General features: G+C 70.3%; 3 protein-coding genes. All 3 read left to right on the top strand.

All coding sequences use genetic code 11. The annotated features are described in order from the left end of the window. The first annotated feature begins 10 nt into the window (after positions 1 to 10). From QSK35_RS03435 to QSK35_RS03425, 3 genes are read left to right on the top strand one after another with little or no spacing between them, the layout of a single operon-like run. Positions 11 to 2,218, top strand: coding sequence for a non-ribosomal peptide synthetase (locus tag QSK35_RS03435; RefSeq protein ID WP_285742109.1), 2,208 nt, complete (start codon positions 11 to 13; stop codon positions 2,216 to 2,218). Continuing rightward, positions 2,215 to 18,666, top strand: a complete 16,452-nt coding sequence (locus tag QSK35_RS03430) for a non-ribosomal peptide synthetase (protein ID WP_285742107.1) — start codon at positions 2,215 to 2,217, stop codon at positions 18,664 to 18,666. The genes QSK35_RS03435 and QSK35_RS03430 overlap by 4 nt, the downstream gene beginning before the upstream one ends. Beyond that, positions 18,663 to 25,835 (top strand): non-ribosomal peptide synthetase, encoded by a 7,173-nt coding sequence (locus QSK35_RS03425; protein WP_285742105.1) that lies wholly within the window; start codon positions 18,663 to 18,665, stop codon positions 25,833 to 25,835. The genes QSK35_RS03430 and QSK35_RS03425 overlap by 4 nt, the downstream gene beginning before the upstream one ends. The last annotated feature ends 4 nt before the right edge of the window (positions 25,836 to 25,839 follow it).

Genomic DNA, 25,839 nt, shown 5'->3' with positions numbered 1-25,839 from the left:
AGGAGAAGGCATGACCCACCACGCCGCGGTCTATCGGATCGTGTCCGATGTGGACGTACCGGCGGGCGCCTGGGTACAGACGGTCCCGTTTCCGGTGGACAGCGCGGAGGCGGAACGCCGGCGGCACCGGGAACTGACCCGGCCCGGAACCCGCACGGTCGTGCTCCATTACCCGGACGCGACTGAACTCGTCATCACCGCCGAACGCGGACCCGGCGGACGAGCCGAACTCGACCGCGTCGTCGCCGAGAAAAGTCCAGAGTGGACTGACAACGCGATCATCCCGTTGCCAGCCGACGACCGGGGCCCGTTGCGACTCGAAGAGACCACGCTGCGCGAGGCACCGGCGGACGTCAGCGGAACTGTCGGGCACCCCATTCCCGAACTCGTTCGCTACCTCCCCAGCCTCGACCCGCACGTGCACATCACGCATGACCACACGGGCGCGCTCATCGCCCGCTGCTGGCACCGTCCCGCCCAGCAGAACCACGTCCGCGAACTGCTGCATCGGCTCACCGCGGACCCGGCGCAGATCATCGCCCGCGGTCGCGGCGACCGCAACGACCACCCACGCGGAACCATCCATGAGCGAGTAGCCGAGCAAGCGCAACGAACTCCGGACGCGATCGCTATCGTCGACGGTGACAACGAGATCACCTATCGGGAGCTCGTCGACCGTGCGGCCCGGCGAGCCGCCGCACTGGACGCCGGCCCCGGCGATCTCGTCGGCGTCTGCCTCGACCGCTCCGCGAACCTCATCATAACGCTGCTCGCCGTACTGATGACCGGCGCCGCCTACGTCCCGCTCGACCCCGCACACCCGGAGGCCCGCCGGGACCTCATCGCCCAGGACGCCGGACTCACCCAGGTGATCAACAGCGTCGAACAGGACGAGGCGGAACCCGAAGCCCTCAAGGGAAACCCCGACGACCCCGCCTACGTCATCTACACCTCCGGATCCACCGGAACCCCCAAAGGCGTCGTCATCCCGCACCGCAACGTCACCGCGCTGCTCGACGGCACCACAAAGGACTTCGGCTTCGGCCCGCACGACACGTGGACGTGGTTCCACTCGGCAGCGTTCGACTTCTCCGTCTGGGAGATCTGGGGTTGCCTGCTCACCGGCGGCCGCGTGGTCGTCGTCCCGCACTGGACCAGCCGCACCCCCGAGGACTTCCGCGACCTCCTGCGGCACCACCGGGTCACCGTCCTCAACCAGACCCCGTCGGCGTTCTCCCAGCTCCTCGACCTGGAATCCCGCCAGCCCAGCGAACTCGACGTTCGGCTCGTCATCTTCGGCGGCGAACCGCTCGACACCCGGCCGCTGACCCGCTGGCTCGACACACACCCCGAGACCCGCCTGGTCAACATGTTCGGCATCACCGAGACCACCGTGCACGTCACCGCCCAGACGATCACCAGGAAAGAGGCGCTCGACGGCACGAAGTCCGTCGGCAGGCCGATCCCCGGCTGGAACGTGCGCGTCGTCGACGAACAACGCAACGTCGTCCCGTTCGGGCACACCGGCGAGATCGCGGTCGGCGGCGCCGGCCTCGCACTGCACTACCTCAACCGCGCGGAGCTCACCAGCCAGCGCTTCGTCGAGATCGACGGCGAACGCCTCTACCTCAGCGGCGACAAGGGCAGGCTCAACGCCGACGGCACGCTCGAACACCTCGGCCGGCTCGACAACCAGGTACAGCTGCGCGGTCACCGCATCGAGCTCGACGAGATCCGCGAGGTACTGCTCACCGACCCCGCGGTCGTCGCCGCGGCCGTCATCCTCAACCAGCCGGGCGACGCTGCGACCGCGCGTCTCGATGCCTACGTGGTGCTCGACGGCACGACCGCGAACGATCTCAAACGCAGGGCGGCCCGGATGCTGCCCGAGTACATGGTCCCGTCGGTGACCGAGTTGCCCGCGCTGCCGTTGACCGGCAACGGAAAGCTCGATGTGAGCCAGCTGCCGCAGTTCGAGGAGCCGGCGCGACAAGAACCCGAGGGCGACGATCAGCTGGCCAAGGTGCTGTCGGTGTGGCGGGCGCAGCTGCGCACGGAAGTCACCGCCACGGACAACTTCTTCGACCTCGGCGGCAACTCGCTGCTGGCGGCGCGCATCGTCCGCGCCCTGCGGGATCAGGGGATCGCGCTGACCGTCCGCGACGTCTACCGCAACCCCACGCCCGCCGCACTGGTCTCTTCAGGAGGACAACCGTGAAGCAGCCCGTCTCGGCCTCGCAGCTCGCGGTGTGGGTGTCGCAGCAGCTCGATCCCACCAGCACCCTGTTCCACTGCGGCGGGTACCTCGCGATCGACGGCACCCTCGACCTGCCACTGCTGGAACGGGCACTGCGCCAGGCGATCGGCGAGACCGAGGCGCTGCGCGTCCGCTTCGCCGAGGAGGACGGCCGGCTCTGGCAGATCGTCGAACCGGTCACCGAAGTACCCGTGTCCTATGTGGATGCGGAGGACGACGAGGCCGCGCGGGAGTGGATGCGCGCCGACCTGCGCCACCCGATGGACCTGCAGCGGGGACCGCTCTTCGCGCACGCGGTGATCACGATCGGTGACCGGAGCCTGCTCTTCCTGCGCTACCACCACATCGCCATCGACGGCGTCGGCCAGCAGCTCTACACCAACCGCATCGCCGAGATCTACACCGCGCTGACCCGCGGTGAGCAACCCGCGCCGTGCAAGTTCGGCACGCTCGAGGAACTGGTCGCCGAGGACGCCGCCTACCGCGAGTCGCCCGAGTTCGTCGCCGACCGGGACCATTGGCACACCGAGCTCGCCGACCTGCCCGTCCCGGTCAGCGTCGCCGGCCGGATCGGCAACGCCGTGCCCAGCTCGTTCCACCGCACCGCCGCCCTGCCCGGCGACCACGCCGCGAGCCTGCTCGCCCTGGCCAGGGAGAAGCGGACGCTCTGGTCCGCCGTCATGATCGCCGCCTCGGTGGCGTACCTGCACCGGATGACCGGCGAACGTGACGTCGTCGTCGGCCTGTCGCTCCCGGCACGGCGCGGGCCCGCCGCACGCACCACGCCCGGCATGCTCGCCAAGGAGCTGCCGCTACGCGTGGGGATCACCCCGGAGACCAGCTTCGCCGACCTCATCGACCAGGTGTCGAAGAAGATCGAGCTGATACTGCGCCACCAGCTCTACCCGATGGAGGTCCTGCACCGCGAGCTCGGCATGGCCGGCGGCCGCGGCGACCTGTTCGGCACCATCGTGAACGTCATGCTGTTCGAACGGCAGACGAAGTTCGGTGACCTCCCCGCCACCCGGCACATCGTGCAGTCCGGGCCGGTGAAGGACCTCGTCCTCAACTCCTACGGCAGCGTCCACGGCCGCGACGGCATCCTGCTGGAGTTCGACGCCCACCCGGATCTCTACGACGCGAAAACCCTGGCGCTGCAACAGGAACGCTTCATCGAGTTCACCGGTGCGCTGAGCGCCCAGGCCGACCGGCCGCTCGGCGAGGTCGGTCTGCTGCCCGAAGCGGAACGGCACCGCCTGCTCGTCGAGTGGACCGACACCGACCACCCGGTGCCCGCGCAGACCGTCCCGGACCTCGTCGCGGCGCAAGCCGAGCGCACGCCGGCCAGGCCCGCGGTCTCGGATGGACAAAGCACTCTGACCTATGCCGAACTCGACGCGCGCGCGAACCGCCTGGCTCACCACCTGATCGCCCAGGGCGTCCAAACGGAACAGATCGTCGCGCTGCCGTTGCCGCGCGGTGTGGACATGGTCGTGGCCAGCCTGGCCGTGCTCAGGGCCGGGGCGACCTACCTGCCGATCGACCTCGATCACCCCGCGGACCGCATCGCGTTCATGATCGAGGAGACCCGGCCGGTCCTCACGCTTGACGCGATCCCGGACCTGGACGCGTATCCGGACACCGCGCCCGATGTCGAGATCCACCGGGCCACGGCGGCGTACGTGATCTACACGTCGGGGTCGACCGGCCGTCCCAAGGGCACCGTCATCGACCACGCCGCGCTCACCAACTACATCGCCTGGGCCTGCGCGACCTACCCGAGCACCAGCGGCACCGCGCTGCTGCACTCCTCACCCGCGTTCGACCTGTCCGTCACCGCCCTGTACGCGCCACTCGTCAGCGGCGGCCGCGTCCACATCGGACCGCTCGAAGGCGACACCACCGAGAAGCCGGACTACCTCAAGATCACGCCCAGCCACCTCGCGCTGCTCAACCTGCTGCCCGGCGACTTCAGCCCGAGCACCGAGCTCGTGACGGGCGGCGAACCGCTGTACGGCGACCTGCTCGACCAGTGGCGGCACCGCAACCCCGGCGTCCGCGTGATCAACGAGTACGGCCCCACCGAGACCACGGTCGGCTGCACCGAGTACCCGATCGAACCCGGCCAGGTCGTGCCGGCGGGCGTGCTCACGTTCGGGAAGCCGAACTGGAACACCCGGATGTACGTGCTCGATCCGGCGCTGCGGCCCGCACCGATCGGCGTCGGCGGTGAGGTCTACATCGCCGGACCGCAGCTCGCCCGCGGCTACTTCAACCGGCCGGGACTCACCGCCGAACGGTTCGTCGCCAACCCCTACGGCCCCGGCCGGATGTACCGGACCGGTGACCTGGCCCGGTGGCGCGCCGACGGCAACCTCGAGTTCCTCGGCCGCGCGGACCACCAGGTCAAGCTGAACGGCTACCGCATCGAGCTCGGCGAGATCGAGTCCGTGCTGCTCGAACACCCGAACGTCGGCCAGGCCGCCGTGCTGCTGCGCGAGGACCGGCCGGGGGACAAGCGGCTGGTCGCCTACCTGGTGGGCGGTGCCGAAGGCGTGCGCGAGCACGCGGCCAGGTCGTTGCCCGACTACATGGTGCCGTCGGCGTTCGTGGTGCTGGACGCGCTGCCGTTGACGAGCAACGGCAAGCTCGACCGCGACCTGCTGCCCGCACCCGAGTACACGACCACTGAGAGCCGGACGCCGCGCAACGCCGTCGAAGAGATCCTTTGTGGACTTTTCGCCGAGGTGCTCGGGCTCGAGAAAGTCGGCATCGACGACGACTTCTTCGACCTCGGCGGCCACTCGCTGCTCGCCACCCGGCTGGTCAACCGGATCCGCACCGGCCTGGGCGTCGAGTTCGGCGTGCGCGACCTGTTCGACAGTCCCACGGTCGCCGCCCTCGCCGCGCGCGCCGGCGGTGAAGCCCGCAAGCCGCTCGAACGGCGACCGCGGCCCGAGGCCGTGCCGCTGTCGTTCGCGCAGCAACGCCTGTGGTTCCTGCACCGCCTCAAGCGCGCGGCGGCCACCTACAACATCCCCGCCGCGCTGCGGATCACCGGCCCGCTGAACAGCGCCGCGCTGCGCGAGGCCGTCGCGGACGTCGTGGCCCGGCACGAGTCGCTGCGCACGATCTTCCCGGAGACCGCGGCCGGGCCGCACCAGGTCGTGCTCGACGAGGTCGACGTCCCGTGGATCGCCACGCGACCGGACGACATCGACGTCGCGCTGCGTGAAGCGGTCCGGCACGGGTTCGACCTCGGCGTCGAACCGCCGCTGCGGGTCTATCTCTTCGAGGAGAGCGCGACCGAGCACGTGCTGCTCCTGTTGCTGCACCACATCGCGGGCGACGGCTGGTCGATGCGCCCGTTGGCCCGTGATGTCCTCGACGCCTACGACGCGCGCTGTCGGGGTGAGGCGCCCACGTGGGAACCGCTGCCGGTGCAGTACGCGGATTACGCGCTGTGGCAACGGGAACTGCCGCTGGACGAGCAGGTCGAGTACTGGACCGAGCAGCTCAAGGACCTGCCGGATCAGGTCACGCTGCCGATGGACCGCCCGCGCCCGGCCGAGATGAGCTACCGCGGCGACATCCTGTTCACCGCGATCAGCCCCGAACTCCACCGGAACCTGATCGACCTCGCCCGCGCGCACGGCGTCACGCTGTTCATGGTCCTGCACGCCGCGCTCGCCGCCCTGCTGACGCGGATGGGCGCGGGTACCGACGTGCCGATCGGCTCACCCATCGCCGGCCGCGCCGACCAGGCACTCGACGACCTCGTCGGGTTCTTCGTCAACACGCTCGTGCTGCGCACCGACACCAGCGGCGACCCCACGTTCGCCGAACTCCTGAACCGCGTGCGGGAAACCGACCTCGCCGCCTACGCCCACCAGGACGTTCCGTTCGAGCAGCTCGTCGAGGTGCTCAACCCCGCCCGCTCCATGGCGCACACGCCGCTGTTCCAGGTGATGCTGCAGCTGCAGAACACCGCGCGCGAAGAGCTCGAACTGTCCGGATTGGACATTCGTCCGCACCCGATCGGCACGGGCACCACCAAGTTCGACCTGACCGTGCAGCTGTGGGAGAACGCGTCGGGCATCGAGGCGATGATCGAGTACGCCACCGACGTGTTCGACCGCACGACGATCGAGGCCGCGACGGCCCGCTGGATCCGTCTGCTCGAAGCGGCCGTCGAGGACGCCGGTCGGCGCATCGGCGACATCGACCTGCTCGACGAACGCGACCGCTTCGACACCTGGAACGCCACCGGCCACGACGTCGCCCAGACCCCGCTGCCCGAGCTGCTGAACGCGCGCGCCACCGGCGACGGGATCGCGGTGGAGTGCGCCGGAGCCGCGCTCACCTATCGTGAGCTGCACGAACGTGCCAACCAGCTGGCGCACCACCTGCGGGCGCGGGGAATCGGGCCGGATGACAAGGTCGGCCTGCGGATCGGCCGCAGCGTCGACATGATCGCCGGACTGCTCGGCATCCTCAAGGCCGGCGCCGCGTACGTACCGCTCGACCCGACGCACCCGGCCGACCGGATCCAGTACATCCGCGACGACTCCGGGATCACCGTCGAGGTCACCGAGGACACCTTCCGCGACCTCGGCGGATATCCGCGCACCGCGCCGGACTCCGGGGTCACGCCGGACAACCTCGCCTACGTCGTCTACACCTCGGGATCCACCGGACGGCCGAAGGGCATCGAGATGTCCGGGCGCTGCGTGGTGAACATGCTGGCGTGGCAACGCGAAGCCGTGCCCGGCGGCCCCGGCGCTCGTACCGCCCAGTTCACCGCGCTCACGTTCGACGTGCACATCCAGGAGGTCATCTCCGCACTCCTCGACGGCGAAACCCTCGTCGTCGCCACCGACGACGTGCGCCGCGACCCCGTGGCATTCACCCGCTGGCTCGCCGACCAGCGGATCACCCGGCTGTTCGTGCCGAACGTGATGATCAGGGCGATCTGCGACCAGGCGGGCCGGCTCGACGCGGATCTCTCGGCACTGCGGCACATCTGTCAGGCCGGAGAACCGCTCCTGCTCGACGAGGACGTGCGCGCGCTGCTGAGCCGCTACCCGGACCTGCGGATCCACAACCACTACGGCTCCACCGAGGTCCAGGTCGTTACCGCGCACACCGTCTCCGCGAGCGACGACTATCGCGTGGCGCCGATCGGCGCGCCGACCTGGAACAACCGGATGTTCGTTCTGGACGCCGCACTGCGGCCGGTTCCGGTCGGCGTGCCCGGCGAGCTGTACACCGCGGGGCCTGGCCTCGCGCGGGGGTATGCCGGACGGCCTTCGCTCACCGCGGAACGGTTCGTCGCATCGCCGAACGGCCGGATGTACCGGATGGGCGACCTCGGCCGGTGGCGCGCCGACGGCACCCTCGAGTACCTCGGCCGCGCCGACGACCAGGTCAAGATCCGCGGCTTCCGCGTCGAACCCGCCGAGGTCGACTCGGTGCTCGCCGGGCACCCCGACGTGGCGCGCAGCGTTGTCCTCGTCCGCGAGCACAACGGCGAGAAGCGGCTGGTCGCCTACGTGGTCGGCGATGTCGAGGTCGACGCGCTCAAGGCGCACCTCGCGCGGGAGCTGCCGGAGTACATGGTGCCGTCGGCGTTCGTCATTGTCGAACAGCTGCCGCTCACGCCGAACGGCAAGGTCGATCGGCGCGCACTACCTGAACCGGCGTACGGCAATGTCGAACGCCGGACGCCACGCACCGCGGTCGAGGAGGTCCTTTGCGGCCTGTTCGCCGAGGTGCTCGGGATGCCGGCGGGGATCGACGACAGCTTCTTCGATCTCGGTGGCCACTCGCTGCTCGCCACCAGGGTCGTGAACCGCGTCCGGACCGTGCTCGGCGCCGAGCTCGAGGTCCGTGACCTGTTCGAGTCGCCCACCGTGGCGGGTCTCGCGACGAAGGTGCGGGAAGGTCGCGTCCGGGCCGCCATCACGCCGGTGTCCAGGCCGGAGCGCGTGCCGTTGTCGTTCGCGCAGCAACGCCTGTGGTTCCTGCACCGGTTCGAAGGCCGTACCGCCACCTACAACATCGCGGGCGCGGTCCGGCTGCCCGAGGCCGACGTCGAGGCGTTGCGCGCCGCGCTCGCCGACGTGGCCGCGCGGCACGAGTCGCTGCGCACGATCTTCCCGGAGGGTCCGGACGGTCCGTACCAGCTCGTGCTCGACGAGGCCGCGCCGGAGCTTGTGGTGGGCTCGCGGGAGGGCGCGGCACTGTACGCGTTCGACCTGGAGCGGGAGATCCCGGTCCGGGCCTGGCTCGACGGTGACGTCCTGTTGCTGGTGCTGCACCACATCGCGGGCGACGGCTGGTCCATCCGGCCGCTGTCGAAGGACCTGCTCACCGCGTACGAGGCGCGGTGCTGTGGCGAGGCGCCGGTGTGGGAGCCACTGCCCGTGCAGTACGCGGACTACGCGCTGTGGCAACGGAACCTGCCGCTCGACGAGCAGGTCGAGTACTGGACGCGACAGCTCGGCGGACTCCCGGACCAGGTCACGTTCCCCGTCGACCGGCCGCGACCGCCGGTGCCGTCCTACCGCGGTGACGTCATCCCGTTCACGTTCGACCCCGCACCGCTGACCGCCCTCGCCCGCCGGCATGGCGTGAGCCTGTTCATGGTGCTGCAGGCCGGACTTGCCGCACTGCTCACGCGGCTCGGTGCGGGGACCGACGTCCCGATCGGGTCGCCGATCGCGGGCCGTACCGATGATGTGCTGGACGATCTGGTCGGCTTCTTCGTCAACACGCTGGTGTTGCGGACGGACACGTCCGGCGACCCGTCGTTCGCAGAGCTGCTGAACCGGGTGCGGGAGACGGATCTGGCCGCTTTTGCGCATCAGGATGTTCCGTTCGAGCACCTGGTCGAGGTGCTCAACCCGGCCCGGTCGATGGCGCACAATCCGCTGTTCCAGATCGAGCTGTCCGTCCAGAACACGCCGGCCAACGACCTGGAGATCGAGGCGGTCGCCAACGGCACCACCAAGTTCGACCTGTCGCTGAACGTTCGAGAGGACGGTACCGGTGTCGTCGAGTACGCGACCAATCTGTTCGACCGCGGCACCGTCGAGGAGATCCTGGCCCGCTGGCTGCGGCTGCTGACGGCGTTCGCCACCGACCCGTCGCGCCCGATCGGCGAGGCGCCGATCCTCGCGCCGGACGAGGAAGACCGCGTTCTCCGCGGCTGGAACGACACCCGGCGCGGTGTCCCGGACGCGACCGTGCCCGACCTGGTCGCCGCCCAGGCCGCCCGCACCCCGTACGCCACCGCGCTCGTCAGCGGCGACGCCGAACTGTCCTATGTGGAGCTCCTGGAGCGTGCGGATGGCTTCGCCGGACACCTGATCGACCGCGGCGTGCGACCCGGCGACCTGGTCGCGGTCGTGCTGCCGCGCGGCATCGACCTGGTCGTGGCACTGCTCGGCGTGCTGCGCGCCGGTGCCGCGTACCTGCCGATCGACCCCGGTTTCCCGGCCGAACGCATTGAGCTGATGCTCGCCGACGCCGAGCCCGTCCTGGTGATCGATGAGGTCACGGAAGGAAGTCCGCGCAGTGCCCCGGCGCGCGGGGCCGACCCGGCCTACGTGATCTACACGTCCGGGTCGACCGGCGTGCCCAAGGGCGTCGTCGTGCCGCACCGGGCGTTGACGAACTTCCTGGCCGCCATGTCGGAATGGTTCCCGCTCACCGGGAACGACCGGCTGCTCGCGGTCACCACGGTCGGGTTCGACATCGCCGGACTGGAGCTCTTCCTGCCGCTGCTGCGCGGCGCGACCGTGGTGCTCGCCGATCGCGACACGATCACCGACCCGGCCGCGCTCGCCCGGCTCGCGGAGCACTCGACGATCATGCAGGCCACGCCGACGCTGTGGCACGCACTGGTGCGCGAGCACCCGGAGTCGTTGCGCGACCGCACGATCCTCGTCGGCGGCGAGGCCCTGCCGCCGTCCCTCGCTCGCGACCTGGCGGGCCTGGGGCGCGCGGTCAACCTGTATGGGCCGACCGAGACCACGATCTGGTCCACCGCCCACGAGCTCACCGACCGGCCGCTGATCGGCAAACCCCTGCCCAACCAGCAGGTGTACGTCCTGGACGCGGGGCTGCGGCCTGTTCCTCCGGGCGTCGCGGGGGAGTTGTACATCGCCGGTGACGGCCTGGCCCGCGGTTACCTGAACCGGCCCGCGCTCACCGCGGAACGGTTCGTCGCCAATCCTTTCAGCGCCGGCCGGATGTACCGGACGGGCGACCTGACCCGGTGGACGCCCGACGGCGAGCTCGACTACGTGGGTCGCGCCGACGCGCAGATCAAGCTGCGCGGGTTCCGCATCGAACCCGGCGAGATCGAGCAGACGCTGCTCGCGCACGACGCGGTGAGCCGGGCCGCGGTCGTCCTGCGCGAAGATCGGCTCGTCGGCTACCTCGTGCCCGCCGACGGTGTCGAGATCGACACGATCACCCTGCGCAAGCACGTCGCGAACGTGCTGCCCGAGTACATGGTGCCCGCGGCGCTCGTCGTGCTCGACGAACTCCCGTTGACGCAGAACGGGAAGATCGACCGGCGCGCGCTGCCCGCACCCGAGTACGCGGCGGCCGAGACCAGGGACGCGCGCACCCCGGTCGAGGAGATCCTTTGTGGACTGTTCGCCGACGTGCTCGGAGTGCCCGCCGGGGTCGGCGACAGCTTCTTCGACCTCGGCGGGCACTCGCTGCTCGCCACGCGCCTGACCAACCGCATCCGCACGGTGCTGTCCGTCGACCTGCCGGTACGCGCGGTCTTCGAGTCGCCGACCGTGGCCGGGCTGGCCGAGCGACTCGCCGGTGGACCCGAGGCGCGCCGCCCGATCCAGCCCGCCGAACGGCCCTCGCGCGTGCCCCTGTCGTTCGCGCAGCAGCGGTTGTGGTTCCTGCGGCAGCTCTCCGGACCGAACGCGATCTACAACATCCCGGTCGCCATCCGGCTCCTCGGCGACCTGGACCGCGACGCGTTGCGCGCCGCCTTCGGAGACCTGGCCGGCCGGCACGAGACGCTGCGCACGGTCTTCCGGCAGGACGACGACGATCCCTACCAGATGGTCACCGCACCGGAACCGCCGTTCTTCGAGGTCGAGGCGATGGACGTCGCGGCCGCTATAAGTGAAGCCGCGCGCTATCCATTCGACCTGTCGGCAGAGCCGCCGCTGCGGGCGACGCTGTTCACGGTGGCGCCCGGCGAGCACGTTCTCCTGGTGCTGTTGCACCACATCGCCGCCGACGGCTGGTCGATGGGCCCGCTCTCGCGTGACCTCGCGACGGCCTATCGGGCGCGGTGCGCCGGGACCGCCCCGGAGTGGGCCGAGCTGCCGGTGCAGTACGCGGACTACGTGCTGTGGCAACGAGAACAGCCCCTCGACGAGCAGATCCAGTACTGGACCGAGCAGCTGGCAGGTCTGCCCGAGCAGCTCGCGCTGCCGGCCGACCGAGCCCGCGGTGCCGTCCAGTCCTATCGCGGTGACGTGATCGACCTGTCGGTCCCGCCCGTGTTGCAGGACGCGCTGCGGGAGGTCGCCCGCGAGCACGGCGTGAGCCTGTTCATGGTGCTGCAGGCCGGGCTCGCGGCGTTGCTGACGAGGTTGGGTGCGGGGACGGATGTGCCGATCGGGTCGCCGATCGCGGGACGTACCGATGATGCGTTGGATGATCTGGTCGGGTTCTTCGTCAACACGCTGGTGTTGCGGACTGATACTTCCGGCGACCCATCGTTCGCCGAGCTGCTCCGTCGCGTACGGGAGACGGACCTTGCCGCGTACGCGCACCAGGACGTGCCGTTCGAGCATCTGGTCGAGGTGCTGAACCCGGCCCGGTCGATGGCGCACCACCCGTTGTTCCAGGTCGCCCTGGCGTTGCAGAACACCCCGCTCGACCGGTTCACGCTGCCCGGCCTCACCACGCGGTTCGAACCGGTGAGCACCGCGACCGCGCGGTTCGACCTGGCCATCCAGCTCAACGAGGTGGACGGCCTGAGCGGCACGATCGAGTACGCCACCGACCTGTTCGACCGGCCCACGGTCGAACGCTTCGCCGAACTGTGGCTGCGCGCCCTGGACACGCTCGCGGCCGACCCGGCGCGCGGCATCGGCGATATCGAGGTCGAGCAACTCGGCAGCACGGTGACGACCGCCGGTGAGGCGGCGTCCGTGGTGCCAGTCCGCCGGGACGCGCCCGAGACCGAGATCCTGTGCGCGTTGTTCGCGGACGTGCTGGGACACGAGCGGGTCGCGCCGGACGACAACTTCTTCGACCTCGGCGGGCACTCACTGCTCGCCACCCGGCTCGTCAACCGCGTCCGCGCCGCGTTCAACGCCGAACTGGACGTCCGAACGCTGTTCGAGACGCAGACCCCGGCGGCACTCGCCGGGGCGATCGCCGGCGCTCGCCCGGCGCGGCGCGCGCTCACGCCGGTCGAACGGCCCGAGCACGTGCCACTGTCGTACGCGCAGCAACGGCTGTGGTTCCTGCACCGGCTCGAAGGCCCGAGCGCGACCTACAACATGCCCCTGACCGTCCGGCTGCGTGGACCGCTCGACGTCGCGGCGTTGCGGGCGGCTGTCCGTGACGTGGTCGAGCGCCATGACGTACTGCGTTCGACAATCACGAACGAAGGGCACCAGGAGGTCGCCGATACCGAGGTCCCGTTCGACATCGTCGAACGGGACGGCTGGGAAGAGGCCGCGAGGTACTGCTTCGATCTGTCTGCCGAACTGCCGATCAGGGTGTGGCTGTTCCGGGTGGCGCCGGACGAGCACGTGCTGCTGTTGCTGGTGCACCACGTCGCGGCGGACGGCTGGTCGCTCGGCCCGCTCGGCCGTGACCTCGGAACGGCCTACGCGGCCCGCGTGGCCGGACAGGCGCCGAGCTGGGCTCCGCTGCCCGTGCAGTACGCGGACTACGCGTTGTGGCAGCGCGAACTGCCGCTGGACGAGCAGGTCGAGTACTGGACGCGGCAGCTCGCCGATCTGCCCGACCAGCTCGCTCTGCCGTTCGACCGGCCACGCCCCGCGGTGTCGTCGTATCGCGGCGCGGTGCACGACTTCACGATCGACGCGGACCTCGCACCGCTGGCCCGCAAGCACGGCGTGAGCCCGTTCATGGTGCTGCAGGCCGGGCTCGCGGCGTTGCTGACGAGACTGGGTGCGGGAACGGATGTGCCGATCGGGTCGCCGATCGCCGGCCGCACCGACCAGGCCCTCGACGACCTCGTCGGGTTCTTCGTCAACACCCTCGTCCTGCGGACCGACACGTCCGGTGACCCGTCGTTCGCCGAACTGCTGCGCCGCGTCCGGGAGACGGACCTGGCCGCGTACGCGCATCAGGACGTGCCGTTCGAGCACCTGGTCGAGGTGCTAAACCCTGTCCGGTCACGGGCGCTGCACCCGCTGTTCCAGGTCATGCTGGCGTTGCACAACACCGACCCGGCCGGCCTGGAACTGTCCGGAGTGGACGCCACGCTGGAGCGGGCGAGCACCGGCACGTCCCGGTTCGACCTCGCCGTCCACGTGTATCCCGACGGGCGGGGCGCGGTCGAGTACTCCACGGACCTGTTCGACGCGAGCACGATCGAGACGCTCCTCGTGCGGTTCAACCGGTTGCTCACCGCCGCGGCCGCCACGCCGGAGCGTCCGATCAGCTCGTTCGACCTGCTCGACAATGCCGAACGGCACGAACTGCTGGTCGAGCGCAACGCGAGCGATGTGCCGGTGGAGATCCGTCCGCTGGCCGAGCTGTTCACCGCGCAGGCCGTCAGGACGCCCGACCTGATCGCCGTGGAATGCGAGGACGACCGGCTCACCTACGCGGAGTTCGAGCGGCGCACCAACCGGTTCGCGCACCACTTGCGGTCGCTCGGCGTCGGCCCGGACACCACGGTCGGGCTGCGCATGCCGCGCGGCGTCGACATGATCGTCGGTCTGGTGGGCGTGCTCAAGGCGGGCGGCGCGTACGTGCCCGTCGACCCGGAGCATCCGGAGGAGCGCATCCGGTTCATCCTCGACGACGCCGGCGTTTCGCTCGTCGTGGACTCGGTCGAGTGCACCGGACCGGACACGCCACTGGATGGCGCCGCACCGGACAACCTCGCCTACGTCGTCTACACCTCGGGATCCACCGGCAAGCCCAAGGGCATCGCGATGTCCGGGCGCTGCGTGGTGAACATGCTGGCGTGGCAGAAGGTCGCCGTGCCGGGCGGGCCGGGCACGCGGACCGCGCAGTTCACCGCGCTCACGTTCGACGTGCACGTCCAGGAGGTCCTCTCCGCGCTGCTCTACGGCGAGACGCTCGTCATCCCGACCAATGAGGTGCGGCGCGACCCCGTCGCGTTCGTCCGGTGGCTCGCGGACCGGGAGATCAACCAGCTGTTCGTGCCGAACGTCATGGTGCGCGAGCTGTGCCGGGTCGCCGCAGAGTCCGAAGTGGACCTGAGCGCTCTCCGGCACATCTCCCAGGCGGGTGAGGCGCTGGCGCTGGACCGCGACCTGCGCTCGTTGCTCGACCGCTATCCGGAGCTGCGGATCCACAACCACTACGGCTCCACCGAGGTCCAGGTCGTCACCGCGCACACCGTCACCGGCAGCGACTCGGGCGTCGCACCGATCGGCACGCCCACCTGGAACAACCGGGCGTACGTGCTCGACTCGCGGCTGCGTCCGGTGCCGCCCGGTGTCCCCGGTGACCTGTACGTGGCCGGTCCTGGACTCGCGCGCGGTTATGCGGGACGTCCCGGCCTGACCGCGGAACGGTTCGTCGCCAACCCGTTCGAGCCCGGCCGCATGTATCGCATGGGCGACCTGGCGAGGTGGCGTGACGGCCGGCTCGAGTACGTCGGCCGCACCGACGACCAGGTCAAGATCCGCGGCGCCCGCGTCGAGCCCGCCGAGGTCGAGTCGGCGCTGCTGGCCGACCCCTCGGTCAAGCAGGCCGTTGTCGTCGTGCGGGAGAAACGCCTGGTGGCGTATGTCGTCGGCGATGTCGATCCGATGCGGCTCAAGGGCCGCGTCGCCCAGGTACTGCCGGACTTCGCCGTGCCGTCCGCGTTCGTCATGGTCGAACACCTTCCGACAACGCCGAACGGGAAGCTCGATCGGCGCGCACTGCCCGACCCGGTGTTCACCCGCGGCGGCGGACGGGCGCCGCGCTCGCCCGAGGAAGAGCTGCTCTGCGGACTGTTCGCCGAGGTCCTGGGGCTGGACCACGTCGGCGTGGACGACGGGTTCTTCGACCTCGGCGGCCACTCCCTGCTGGCGATGCGGCTGGTGAACCGCGTCCGTGGCGTGCTGGGCGTCGAGCTGCCGGTCGCCAGGCTGTTCGAGACGCCGACCGTCGCGGGCCTCGCTCTCGCGCTGGACCACACCGGCCGGATGCGATCCAGGATCGAGCGGGCCGAGCGCCCGGAACGGGTGCCGCTGTCGGCGGCACAGCGCCGGTTGTGGTTCCTGCACAAGCTGGAGGGGCCGAGCGCGACCTACAACCTGCCACTCGCGGTCCGGCTCACCGGGCCGCTCGACCACGAGGCATTGCGGCGGGCCCTGCACGACGTGGTGGCACGGCACGAGGTGCTGCGGACCCGGTTCGTCGAGATCGACGGTGAGCCTTACCAGGAGGTCGTGGACCCCGATGTTCCGTTCACGGTCGTGGACGGTGACGGGTGGGAGGAGGCCGCGCGGTACTGTTTCGACCTTTCCGCGGAACCGCCGATCAGGGTGTGGCTCCACGCCGTCGCACCGGACGAGCACGTGTTGATGCTGCTGGTGCACCACATCGCGGTGGACGGCTGGTCGCTGGCGCCCCTCACCAGGGACATCGCGGCGGCGTACTCCGGGACGAGCCTCTCGCCGCTGCCGGTCCAGTACGCGGACTACGCGCTGTGGCAACGGGATCAGCCACTGGACATCGAGTACTGGGCGCGACGGCTCGCCGGCCTCCCGGACGAACTGACACTTCCGTACGATCGGCCACGGCCCGCAGCGGCCTCCTACCAGGGAGCGACCTGGCACTTCGCGATCGACGCGAAGCTCCACAGTGGACTTGTAGAGCTGGCTCGCCGGCACGGGGCGAGCCTGTTCATGGTGCTGCAGGCCGGTCTTGCCGCGCTGCTCACCCGGCTGGGTGCGGGGACCGACGTGCCGATCGGCTCGCCGATCGCCGGCCGCGTCGACGAGGCCCTGGACGAGTTGGTCGGCTTCTTCGTCAACACCCTCGTCCTGCGCACCGACACGTCCGGCCGTCCGACGTTCGCGGAACTGCTGAGCCGGGTGCGGAGCACCGACCTGGAGGCGTTCGCTCACCAGGAGGTGCCGTTCGAGCTGCTGGTGGAACACCTCAACCCGGCGCGCTCGCGGGCCCGGCACCCACTTTTCCAGGTCGTGCTGGAGCTGCAACACCGGCAGTCCCAACCGGACTTCGGGGAGCTGACGGCGTCGTCCGTCGAGGCGGACACCGGCGCCACCAAGTTCGACCTCGAACTGCACCTCAGGGAGACCGGCGACGGCATGGCCGGTGCGGTCCAGTACGCGACGGATCTGTTCGACGCCGCGACGGTCGACTCGATGACGAAGCGGTACGTCCGGCTCCTGGAGGCCGTCGTCGCCGACCCGGACCGGCCGGTCGACGACGTCGACCTGCTCGACCCCGCCGAACGCCATCAGCTGCTGCACGGCTGGAACACGGAGGCGTCCGCGCCGGCCGGGGACACGATTCCCGGGCTGTTCGAGGCGCAGGCGGCCCGCACGCCGGACGCGCTCGCGGTGGACGACCTGACCTACGCGCAGCTCAACTCGCGCGCGAACCAGTTGGCACACCATCTGATCGCGCAGGGGATCGGACCCGAGGACGTCGTCGCGGTGAGCATGCCGCGCTCGGCCGACCTGGTCGTCGCGCTGCTCGGCGTGCTGAAGGCGGGCGCCGCCTACCTGCCCGTGGACCCGGAGTACCCCGCCGAGCGGATCTCCTTCCTGCTCAACGACTCCGGTGCGACGACGGTCGTGCGTGAACTGCCCGGCGGTCCCGACACGAACCCGGTGCCGCGACCGCGGCCGGAGCACCCCGCGTACGTGATCTACACGTCCGGGTCGACCGGCACCCCGAAGGGCGTGGTCATCCCGCACTCGAACGTCGTGCGGCTCTTCTCGGCCACCCGCCGGTGGTTCGAGTTCGGTGGCGACGACGTGTGGACGTTCTTCCACTCCTTCGCGTTCGACTTCTCGGTCTGGGAGATCTGGGGCGCGCTGCTGCACGGCGGCCGCCTCGTGGTGGTGCCGTTCGCGGTCAGCCGCTCGCCCGAGGACTTCCTGCGGCTGCTCGTCCGCGAGCGGGTCACCGTGCTCAACCAGACGCCGTCGGCGTTCTACGCCCTCAACCCGCACCCGGACCTGGCCTTGCGCACGGTGATCTTCGGCGGTGAGGCGCTCGACCCGCGGCGGATCACCCCGTGGTTCGGCCGCGGCATCTCGTTGGTGAACATGTACGGCATCACCGAGACCACGGTCCACGTCACGTACGCCGAGCTCGACCGCTCGCACGAGACCAGCGTGATCGGCAGGCAGATCGACGATCTGCGGCTCTACGTGCTGGACCCGTCGTTGCAGCCGGTGCCGATCGGGGTGGCGGGAGAGCTGTACGTGGCCGGCGCCGGTCTCGCTCGCGGGTACGCCGGGCAGCCCGGGCTGACCGCGTCGCGGTTCGTCGCGAATCCGTTCGGGCCGGGGCGCCTGTATCGCACGGGTGACGTCGTGCGCCGCGTCGCGTCCGGCGACCTCGAGTTCGTGGGCCGCACCGACGACCAGGTGAAGATCCGCGGGTTCCGCATCGAACCCGGTGAGGTCGAGGCCGCGCTGCTCGCCGACCCCTCGGTCGCCCAGGCGGTCGTGGTCGTGCGCGACGAGCGGCTCATCGGTTACGTGGTGCCGGTCGACGGGTTGCTGGTCGACACCGTGGCGCTGCGGTCGCGCGCCGGTGAACTGCTGCCCGCGCACGCCGTACCGTCCGCCGTCGTCGTGCTGGACGCGATGCCGTTGACGCCCAACGGGAAGCTGGATCGGCGCGCCATGCCGGCGCCGGTGTTCGAGTCGGTTTCTCGCGGTCCACGCACGCCGCAGGAGGAAGTCCTTTGTGGACTCTTCGCGGAGGTGCTGGGGCTCGATCGGGTCGGGGTGGACGACAGTTTCTTCGATCTAGGCGGGCACTCGCTGCTCGCGGCCCGCCTTGTCAACCGGATCAGGACGGCGACCGGCGCTGAGATCGGGGTGCGGGCGATCTTCGACCACCCGACCGTGGCGGCCCTCGTGCCACGCCTGGACGGCACGACCCGCCGACGGCCGGCGCTGCGGCGTATGCGTTCTGAGGAGGCGGAATGACTCCCCTGTCGTTCGCGCAGCGGAGGTTGTGGTTCCTGCACAAACTTGAGGGGCCGAGCGCGACCTACAATCTGCCGCTGGCGGTGCGGTTGCGGGGCGAGGTGAACGTCCCGGCACTGCGGATGGCGCTCGACGACGTCGTCGGGCGGCACGAGGTGCTGCGCACGCGGTGCCGCGAGGTCGGCGACGAACCCGTGCAGGAGATCGTGTCCTCGTACGAGGTGCCGTTCGAGACGCTGGAAGGGGAGGGCTGGGCGGAGGCCGCGGGGTACCGGTTCGACCTGTCCGCCGAACTTCCGATCAGGGTGTACCTGTTCCGCGTCGCGCCGGATGAGCACGTGCTTCTGCTTCTCCTGCACCACATCGCGGCCGACGGCTGGTCACTGGCGCCGCTCGCCCGCGATGTCGCGTCGGCCTACCAGGCGCGCTGCCGCGGGGCCCGGCCCGCGTGGGACGAGCTGCCCGTGCAGTACGCGGACTACACGCTGTGGCAACAGGAACTCCTCGGCGACGCCGCCGATCCGGGCAGCCTGCTCGCCGAGCAGGTGGCCTACTGGACCGAACAGCTGGCCGGACTGCCCGAGCAGCTCGTCCTCCCCACGGACCGGCCACGGCCCGCGGTCGCGTCCCAGCGCGGTGCCGCCGTCGAGTTCACCATCGACGCCGGGCTGCGGTCCGAGCTCAACGACCTGGCGCGCCGCCACGACGTCAGCCTGTTCATGGTGCTGCAGGCGGGTTTGTCGGCATTGCTGACCAGGCTCGGTGCCGGGACGGACGTGCCGATCGGGTCGCCGATCGCCGGCCGCACCGACGAAGCCCTCGATGACTTGGTCGGGTTCTTCGTCAACACGCTCGTCCTGCGGACCGACACGAGCGGCGACCCGTCCTTCACCGAGCTGCTGGGCCGGGTGCGCGAGACGGACCTGGCCGCGTTCGCGCATCAGGACGTGCCGTTCGAGTACCTGGTGGAGACGCTGAACCCCGCGCGTTCGCGGGCGCACCACCCGTTGTTCCAGGTCATGATGGTGCTGCAGAACACCCCACCGATCACGTCGCGATTCGCGGACCTCGACGCCCGGCCGGAGCGGATCGCGGTCACCACCACCAAGTTCGACCTGACGCTGCACCTCGTGGAGCACGAGGACGGCATCCACGCGATCACCGACTACGCCACCGACCTGTTCGACCACGCCACGGTCGAGACCCTGACCGGGCGGTTCGTCCGGTTCCTGCGGGCGGTCGTCGCCGATCCAGGCCGCCGGATCGGTGACGTCGAGATCCTCGACCCGGCCGAGCGCGAGCTCGTGGTGAACCGGTGGAACGACACCAGCGCACCAATCCCCGAAGTCTCGCTGGCGGAGTTGTTCGAGGCACAGGTCCGGCGTTCGCCGGAAGCGCTGGCCGTGGACGAGTTGACGTACGCGGAGCTGAACGCGCGGGCGAACCGGTTGGCGCACTGGCTGATCCGGCAGGGTGCCGGGCCGGAGGACGTCGTCGCCGTGCGGTTGCCGCGGTCCGCGGACCTCGTGGTCGCCCTGGTGGCGATTCTCAAGGCCGGCGCCGTGTACATGCCCGTCGATCCGGACTATCCGGAGGAGCGGATCGCGTTCATGCTGGAGGACGCGCGGCCGGTCTGTGTGATCGACTCATTGCCGTGTGCAGTGGACTTTCCCGATACGGATCCGCACGTTGCCGTTGATCCACAGCACCCGGCGTATCTGATCTACACCTCGGGGTCCACCGGGCAGCCCAAGGGCATTCTGATGCCCGGTGTGGCGATGGTGAACCTGTTGACGTGGCACGAGTTGCCACCCGCGCGGACGGCGCAGTTCACCGCGGTGAGTTTCGACGTGTCGGTGCAGGAGATGCTGGGCACGTTGCTGTCCGGCGGGATGTTGTTGCCGTGCCCGCAGGAGACTCGGCAGGATCCGCACGCGCTGGCGCGGTGGATGGCCGGGCAGCGGGTCGAGGCGATGTACACGCCGAACCTCGTGATCGACGCGATGTGTGACGCCGCGGTGGAGCAAGGGATCACGCTGCCCGCGCTGCGGGATGTGGCGCAGGCCGGTGAGGCGTTGCGGCCCCAAGGTGCGATCAGCCGGTTCTTCGCGGGCTCGACCGCGCGGCTGCACAACCACTATGGGCCTGCGGAGACCCATGTGGTGACGGCGTGCACGTTGCCGGCTGATCCGGGGGAGTGGCCGGCGTCGCCGCCGATCGGGCGGCCGATCAGCAACATCCGTGCTTACGTGCTCGATGATGCGCTGCGGCCGGTTCCGGTTGGTGTTCCGGGAGAGTTGTACCTGGCCGGCGCGGGTGTGGCCCGCGGGTATGCGCGGCGGCCGGGACTGACCGCGTCGCGGTTCGTGGCGTGTCCGTTCGGCAGCCGAAATGATGGTTTCCGCATGTACCGGACCGGCGACGTGGCGCGGTGGAACGCCTCGGGTGAGCTGGAGTATCTGGGCCGGGCCGATGACCAGGTGAAGATCCGCGGGTTCCGGGTGGAGCCCGGCGAGGTCGAGGCGGCGCTGCTGGCCGATCCCGCGGTCGCGCGGGCCGTGGTGATCGCACGGGATCAGCGGCTCATCGCCTACGTCGTGGGCGACGTGGCCGGGCTGCGGGAGCGGGTGGCTCGGGTGCTGCCGGACTTCGCCGTGCCGTCCGCGTTCGTCATGGTCGAACACATTCCGACAACGCCGAACGGGAAGCTGGACCGCCGGGCGCTGCCGGAACCGGACTTCCGCGCCGGGACCGGCCGTGCGCCGCGCACGCCCGAGGAAGAGATCCTCTGCGGGCTGTTCGCCGAGATCCTGCGCCTGGACCGGGTCGGCATCGACGACGACTTCTTCGCGCTCGGCGGGCATTCCCTGCTGGCGATGCGGTTCGTGAACCGCGTCCGCAGCGTGCTCGGGGCCGAGCTGCCCGTCGGTGTGCTGTTCGAGGCGCCGACCGTGGCCGGGCTGGTGTCGCGCCTCGACCGGTCGGGCCGCGCGCGTTCGCGGGTCGAGCGCGTCACTCGGCCGGAGCGGCTGCCGTTGTCGTTCGGGCAGCGCCGGCTGTGGTTCCTGCACCGGTTCGAAGGACCCAGCGCGACCTACAACATGCCGCTCACCGTGTGCCTGCAGGGCCCGCTCGACGAGGCCGCCCTGCGGTCGGCGCTGACCAAGGTCGTGGCGCGGCACGAGGCGTTGCGGACGCGGTTCGTCGAGATCGACGGCGAGCCCTACCAGGAGATCGTCTCGGCCGACCTGCCGTTCGACATTGTCGAAGGCGATTCGGGACTGGCCGACGCCGCGCGGCATTGCTTCGACCTGTCCGAGGTTCCGGTCCGGGTGTGGCTCTTCCGGCGGGCGCCCGATGACCATGTGCTGCTGTTCCTCGTGCACCACATCGTGGCCGACGGCTGGTCGCTCGGACCGCTCGCGCGAGACCTGGCGGCCGCCTATGCGGGGGCCGAACTGCGGGAGCCGCCGGTCCAGTACGCGGACTACGTGCTGTGGCAACAGGATCAGCCGCTCGACGTCGACTACTGGCTGGAGCGGCTCGCCGGGTTGCCCGACCAGCTCGTGCTGCCGTTCGACCGGCCGCGGCCCGCGATCCAGAGCTACCGTGGCGCGACCCGCGACTTCACCATCGAACCGACACTCCTCAATGGACTGAACGAACTGGCGCGCACGCACGGCGTGAGTCTGTTCATGGTGCTGCAGGCCGGACTCGCGGCGTTGCTGACGAGGCTCGGCGCTGGTACCGACGTGCCGATCGGGTCGCCGATCGCCGGCCGCGTCGACGACGCGCTCGATGACGTCGTGGGCCTGTTCATCAACACCCTGGTGCTGCGGAACGACGTGTCGGGTGATCCGTCGTTCGCCGAGCTGCTGCAGCGGGTCCGGGAGACCGACCTGGCCGCGTACGCGCATCAGGAGGTGCCGTTCGAGCTGCTGGTCGAGCGGCTCAACCCGGTCCGCTCGCAGGCGCACCACCCGTTGTTCCAGGTCATGCTGGTGCTGCAGAACACCCCGGAGGACTGGCCGGACTTCGGCGACCTGCGCGCGTCCGTGCTCGCCGTCGGCACCGGCACCACCAAAGCCGACCTGAGCCTCTACCTGGTGGAGAACGACGGGCTGGCCGGCGTCGTGGAGTACGCGACCGACCTGTTCGACGCGGCGACCGTCGACACGATGATCGCCCGCTACACCAGGCTGCTCACCGCGGCCGTGGAGCGGCCCGACGAGCCGATCACGCGGATTGACGTTCTCGACGCCGAGGAACGTAAGACGGTGCTGCACCGGTGGAACGACACCGCACGCGACGTGCCCGCGAGCACGTTGCCCGAGCTCATTTCCGCGCAGGCAAAGCGCACCCCAGATGCGACCGCGGTCGGGCCGCTTTCCTACGCCGAGCTGAACGCGAGGGCGAACCGGCTGGCGCACCACCTGATCGGCCTCGGTCTCGGGCCCGAGGACATCGTCGCGGTGGCGCTGCCGCGGTCGCCGGACCTCGTGGTCGCGCTGCTGGCTGTGCTCAAGTCCGGTGCGGCTTACCTGCCGCTGGACCTCGAGTATCCGGCCGAACGCGTCGGCTTCATGCTGGAGGACACGCGTGCGCCGCTGGTCATCACCGAACTGACGCTCGACGACCCCGCTATCTGGGTAGGGCCCGACCACGATCCCGTGGTGGCCGTGCGGCCGGACCATCCCGCGTACGTGATCTTCACGTCCGGTTCGACCGGCCGTCCCAAGGGAGTCGTGGTCACCCGGCACGCCCTGAACAACCTGCTGGCCGACATGGTCCGCCGGTGTGCCCTGACCACCGCGGACCGGTTCCTCGCGGTCACCACGGTCGGGTTCGACATCTCCGCGCTGGAACTGTTCGTGCCCCTGCTCAGCGGAGCCGAGCTGGTCGTCGCCGAACGCGACACCGTGCGGGACCCCGCCGAGTTGGCTTCGCTGGTGCGCGAGGCGACGATCGTCCAGGCCACGCCGACGCTGTGGGACGCGCTGGTGCAGGCCGAGCCGTCGAGCCTCGACGGGATCAAGGCGCTCATCGGCGGCGAGGCCGTGTCCGGGCAGCTGGCGCGGGCGCTGCTGGAGCACGTCGGGGAACTGCACAACGTGTACGGCCCCACCGAGACCACGATCTGGTCGACGACGTGCGTCCTCAATGGACAGAAAGCCGACCGGCCGCCGATCGGGACGCCGCTCGGCAACACGCGGGTGTACGTCCTCGACCACGCCCTGGGCCCCGTGCCGCCAGGTGTGCCGGGCGAGCTGTATATCGCCGGTGACGGCCTCGCGCGCGGTTACCTGAACCGTCCTGGGCTGACCGCCGAGCGGTTCGTGGCCTGCCCCTTCGGCGGTCGCATGTACCGGACCGGCGACCTGGTGCGCTGGAGTTCTCTGGGCCACTTGGACTTCCTGGGCCGGGTCGATCACCAGGTGAAGATCCGCGGGTTCCGGATCGAGCCGGGTGAGGTCGAGAACGCGCTGCTGGCGCACCCCTCGGTGACACAGGCTGTGGTCGTGGTGCGCGAGGAACCAGAGAAGATGCTGGTCGGGTACGTCGTTGCGAGCGGCCTGGACCAGGCCGAGCTGCGCAAGCACCTCGGAACGCTGTTGCCGGACTATCTCGTGCCCGCGGCGTTCGTCATGGTCGAACAGCTTCCGACAACGCCGAACGGCAAGGTCGACCGCAAGGCGCTGCCCGCCCCGGATCTGGCGGCGCTCGTCTCGGCCCGCGAGGCCCGCACACCGCGGGAGGACGTGCTGTGCACGGTGTTCGCCGACGTGCTGGGCCTGCCACGGGTCGGCGTCGACGACGACTTCTTCGCACTGGGTGGGCATTCCCTGCTGGCCATCCGCGTGGTCAACCGCATCCGAACGCTGTTCGACAACGTCGAACTTTCGGTGCGCGCACTGTTCGAGGCGCCGACCGTCGCTCGCCTGGCACCGCTGCTCGACAGCGGTGTGACCCGAACGCCGTTGGACATTGTCGAACGCCCGGCCCGGCTACCGCTCTCGGCCGCGCAGCTGCGGTACTGGACCAAGTGGCGGGCCGAAGGGCCGAGCGCCAACGACAACATGCCCGCGGTGCTGACCCTGTCCGGCGAGCTCGACGTCGCCGCGGTCGAGGCCGCGGTGCGCGACGTCGTCGAGCGGCACGAGGTCCTCCGCACCCGGTTCCCCGGCGACGAGCCGTACCAGGAGATCGTCACGGCCGACGTCCCGTTCGGCATCGTCGAAGGCGATTCGGGATTGGCCGACGCCGCGCGGTACCCGTTCGACATTGCCGAAGAGATACCGGTGCGCGCCACGCTGTTCCGCACGGGGGAGCGGGAGCACACGTTCCTGTTCCTGGTGCACCACATCGCCGCGGACGGCTGGTCGATGGGCCCGCTCTTCCGCGATCTCGCCACGGCTTACGAGGCGCGCTGCCGAGGCGAGGCCCCGTCGTGGTCACCGCTGCCCGTGCAGTACGCGGACTACACGTTGTGGCACCGCGAACTGCCCCTGGACGACCAACTGCGGTACTGGACGGAGTCGCTGCACGGTCTCCCGGCCAAACGGCGCACGCGACGGCAGAGCGACACGACGCCGATCAGCTTCCCCGGCGAGACGCACCAGCGGCTGCTGGCGCTGGCCCGGTCGACCGGCACGACGTTGTTCATGGTGCTGCAGGCGGGGCTGGCCGCGTACCTCACCGAGCGCGGGGAGGGCATGGACATCCCCATCGGCACGCCGATCGCCGGCCGCGTCGACGAGCGGCTCGACGACCTGGTGGGGTGTTTCGCGAACGTCCTCGTGCTGCGCACCGACACCTCCGGCGACCCGACGTTCGGCGAGCTGCTGGACCGCGTGCGGCAGACCGACCTGGCCGCGTTCGCCAACCAGGACGTGCCCTACGAGCGGCACGAGTCGCCGTTCAACGTGGGGCTGTCGCTGCGGAACACACCCGATGGGCCGCGGGAGGTGCAGGGGCTGACCATCCGGCCGGGCCGCGTGGACGTCGCGAACACCGACCTCGACCTGTTCCTGGAGCTGTTCGAGGACGACGGACTGACGGGCACGATCGAGCACGCGGCCGAGCTCGACGACGACTTCGTGCCGGGGCTGCTGGAGTTCTTCGCGACGGTGGAGGCCGGTCAGGCGATCAGGAGCCGACAGGGCGGGTGAGACG

The sequence above is a fragment of the Lentzea sp. NBRC 105346 genome (genome assembly GCF_030269605.1).
Classification (GTDB): Bacteria; Actinomycetota; Actinomycetes; order Mycobacteriales; family Pseudonocardiaceae; genus Lentzea.
The sequence above is the reverse complement of the archived record's forward strand: the minus strand, read 5'-3'. Positions and strand labels throughout refer to the sequence as shown.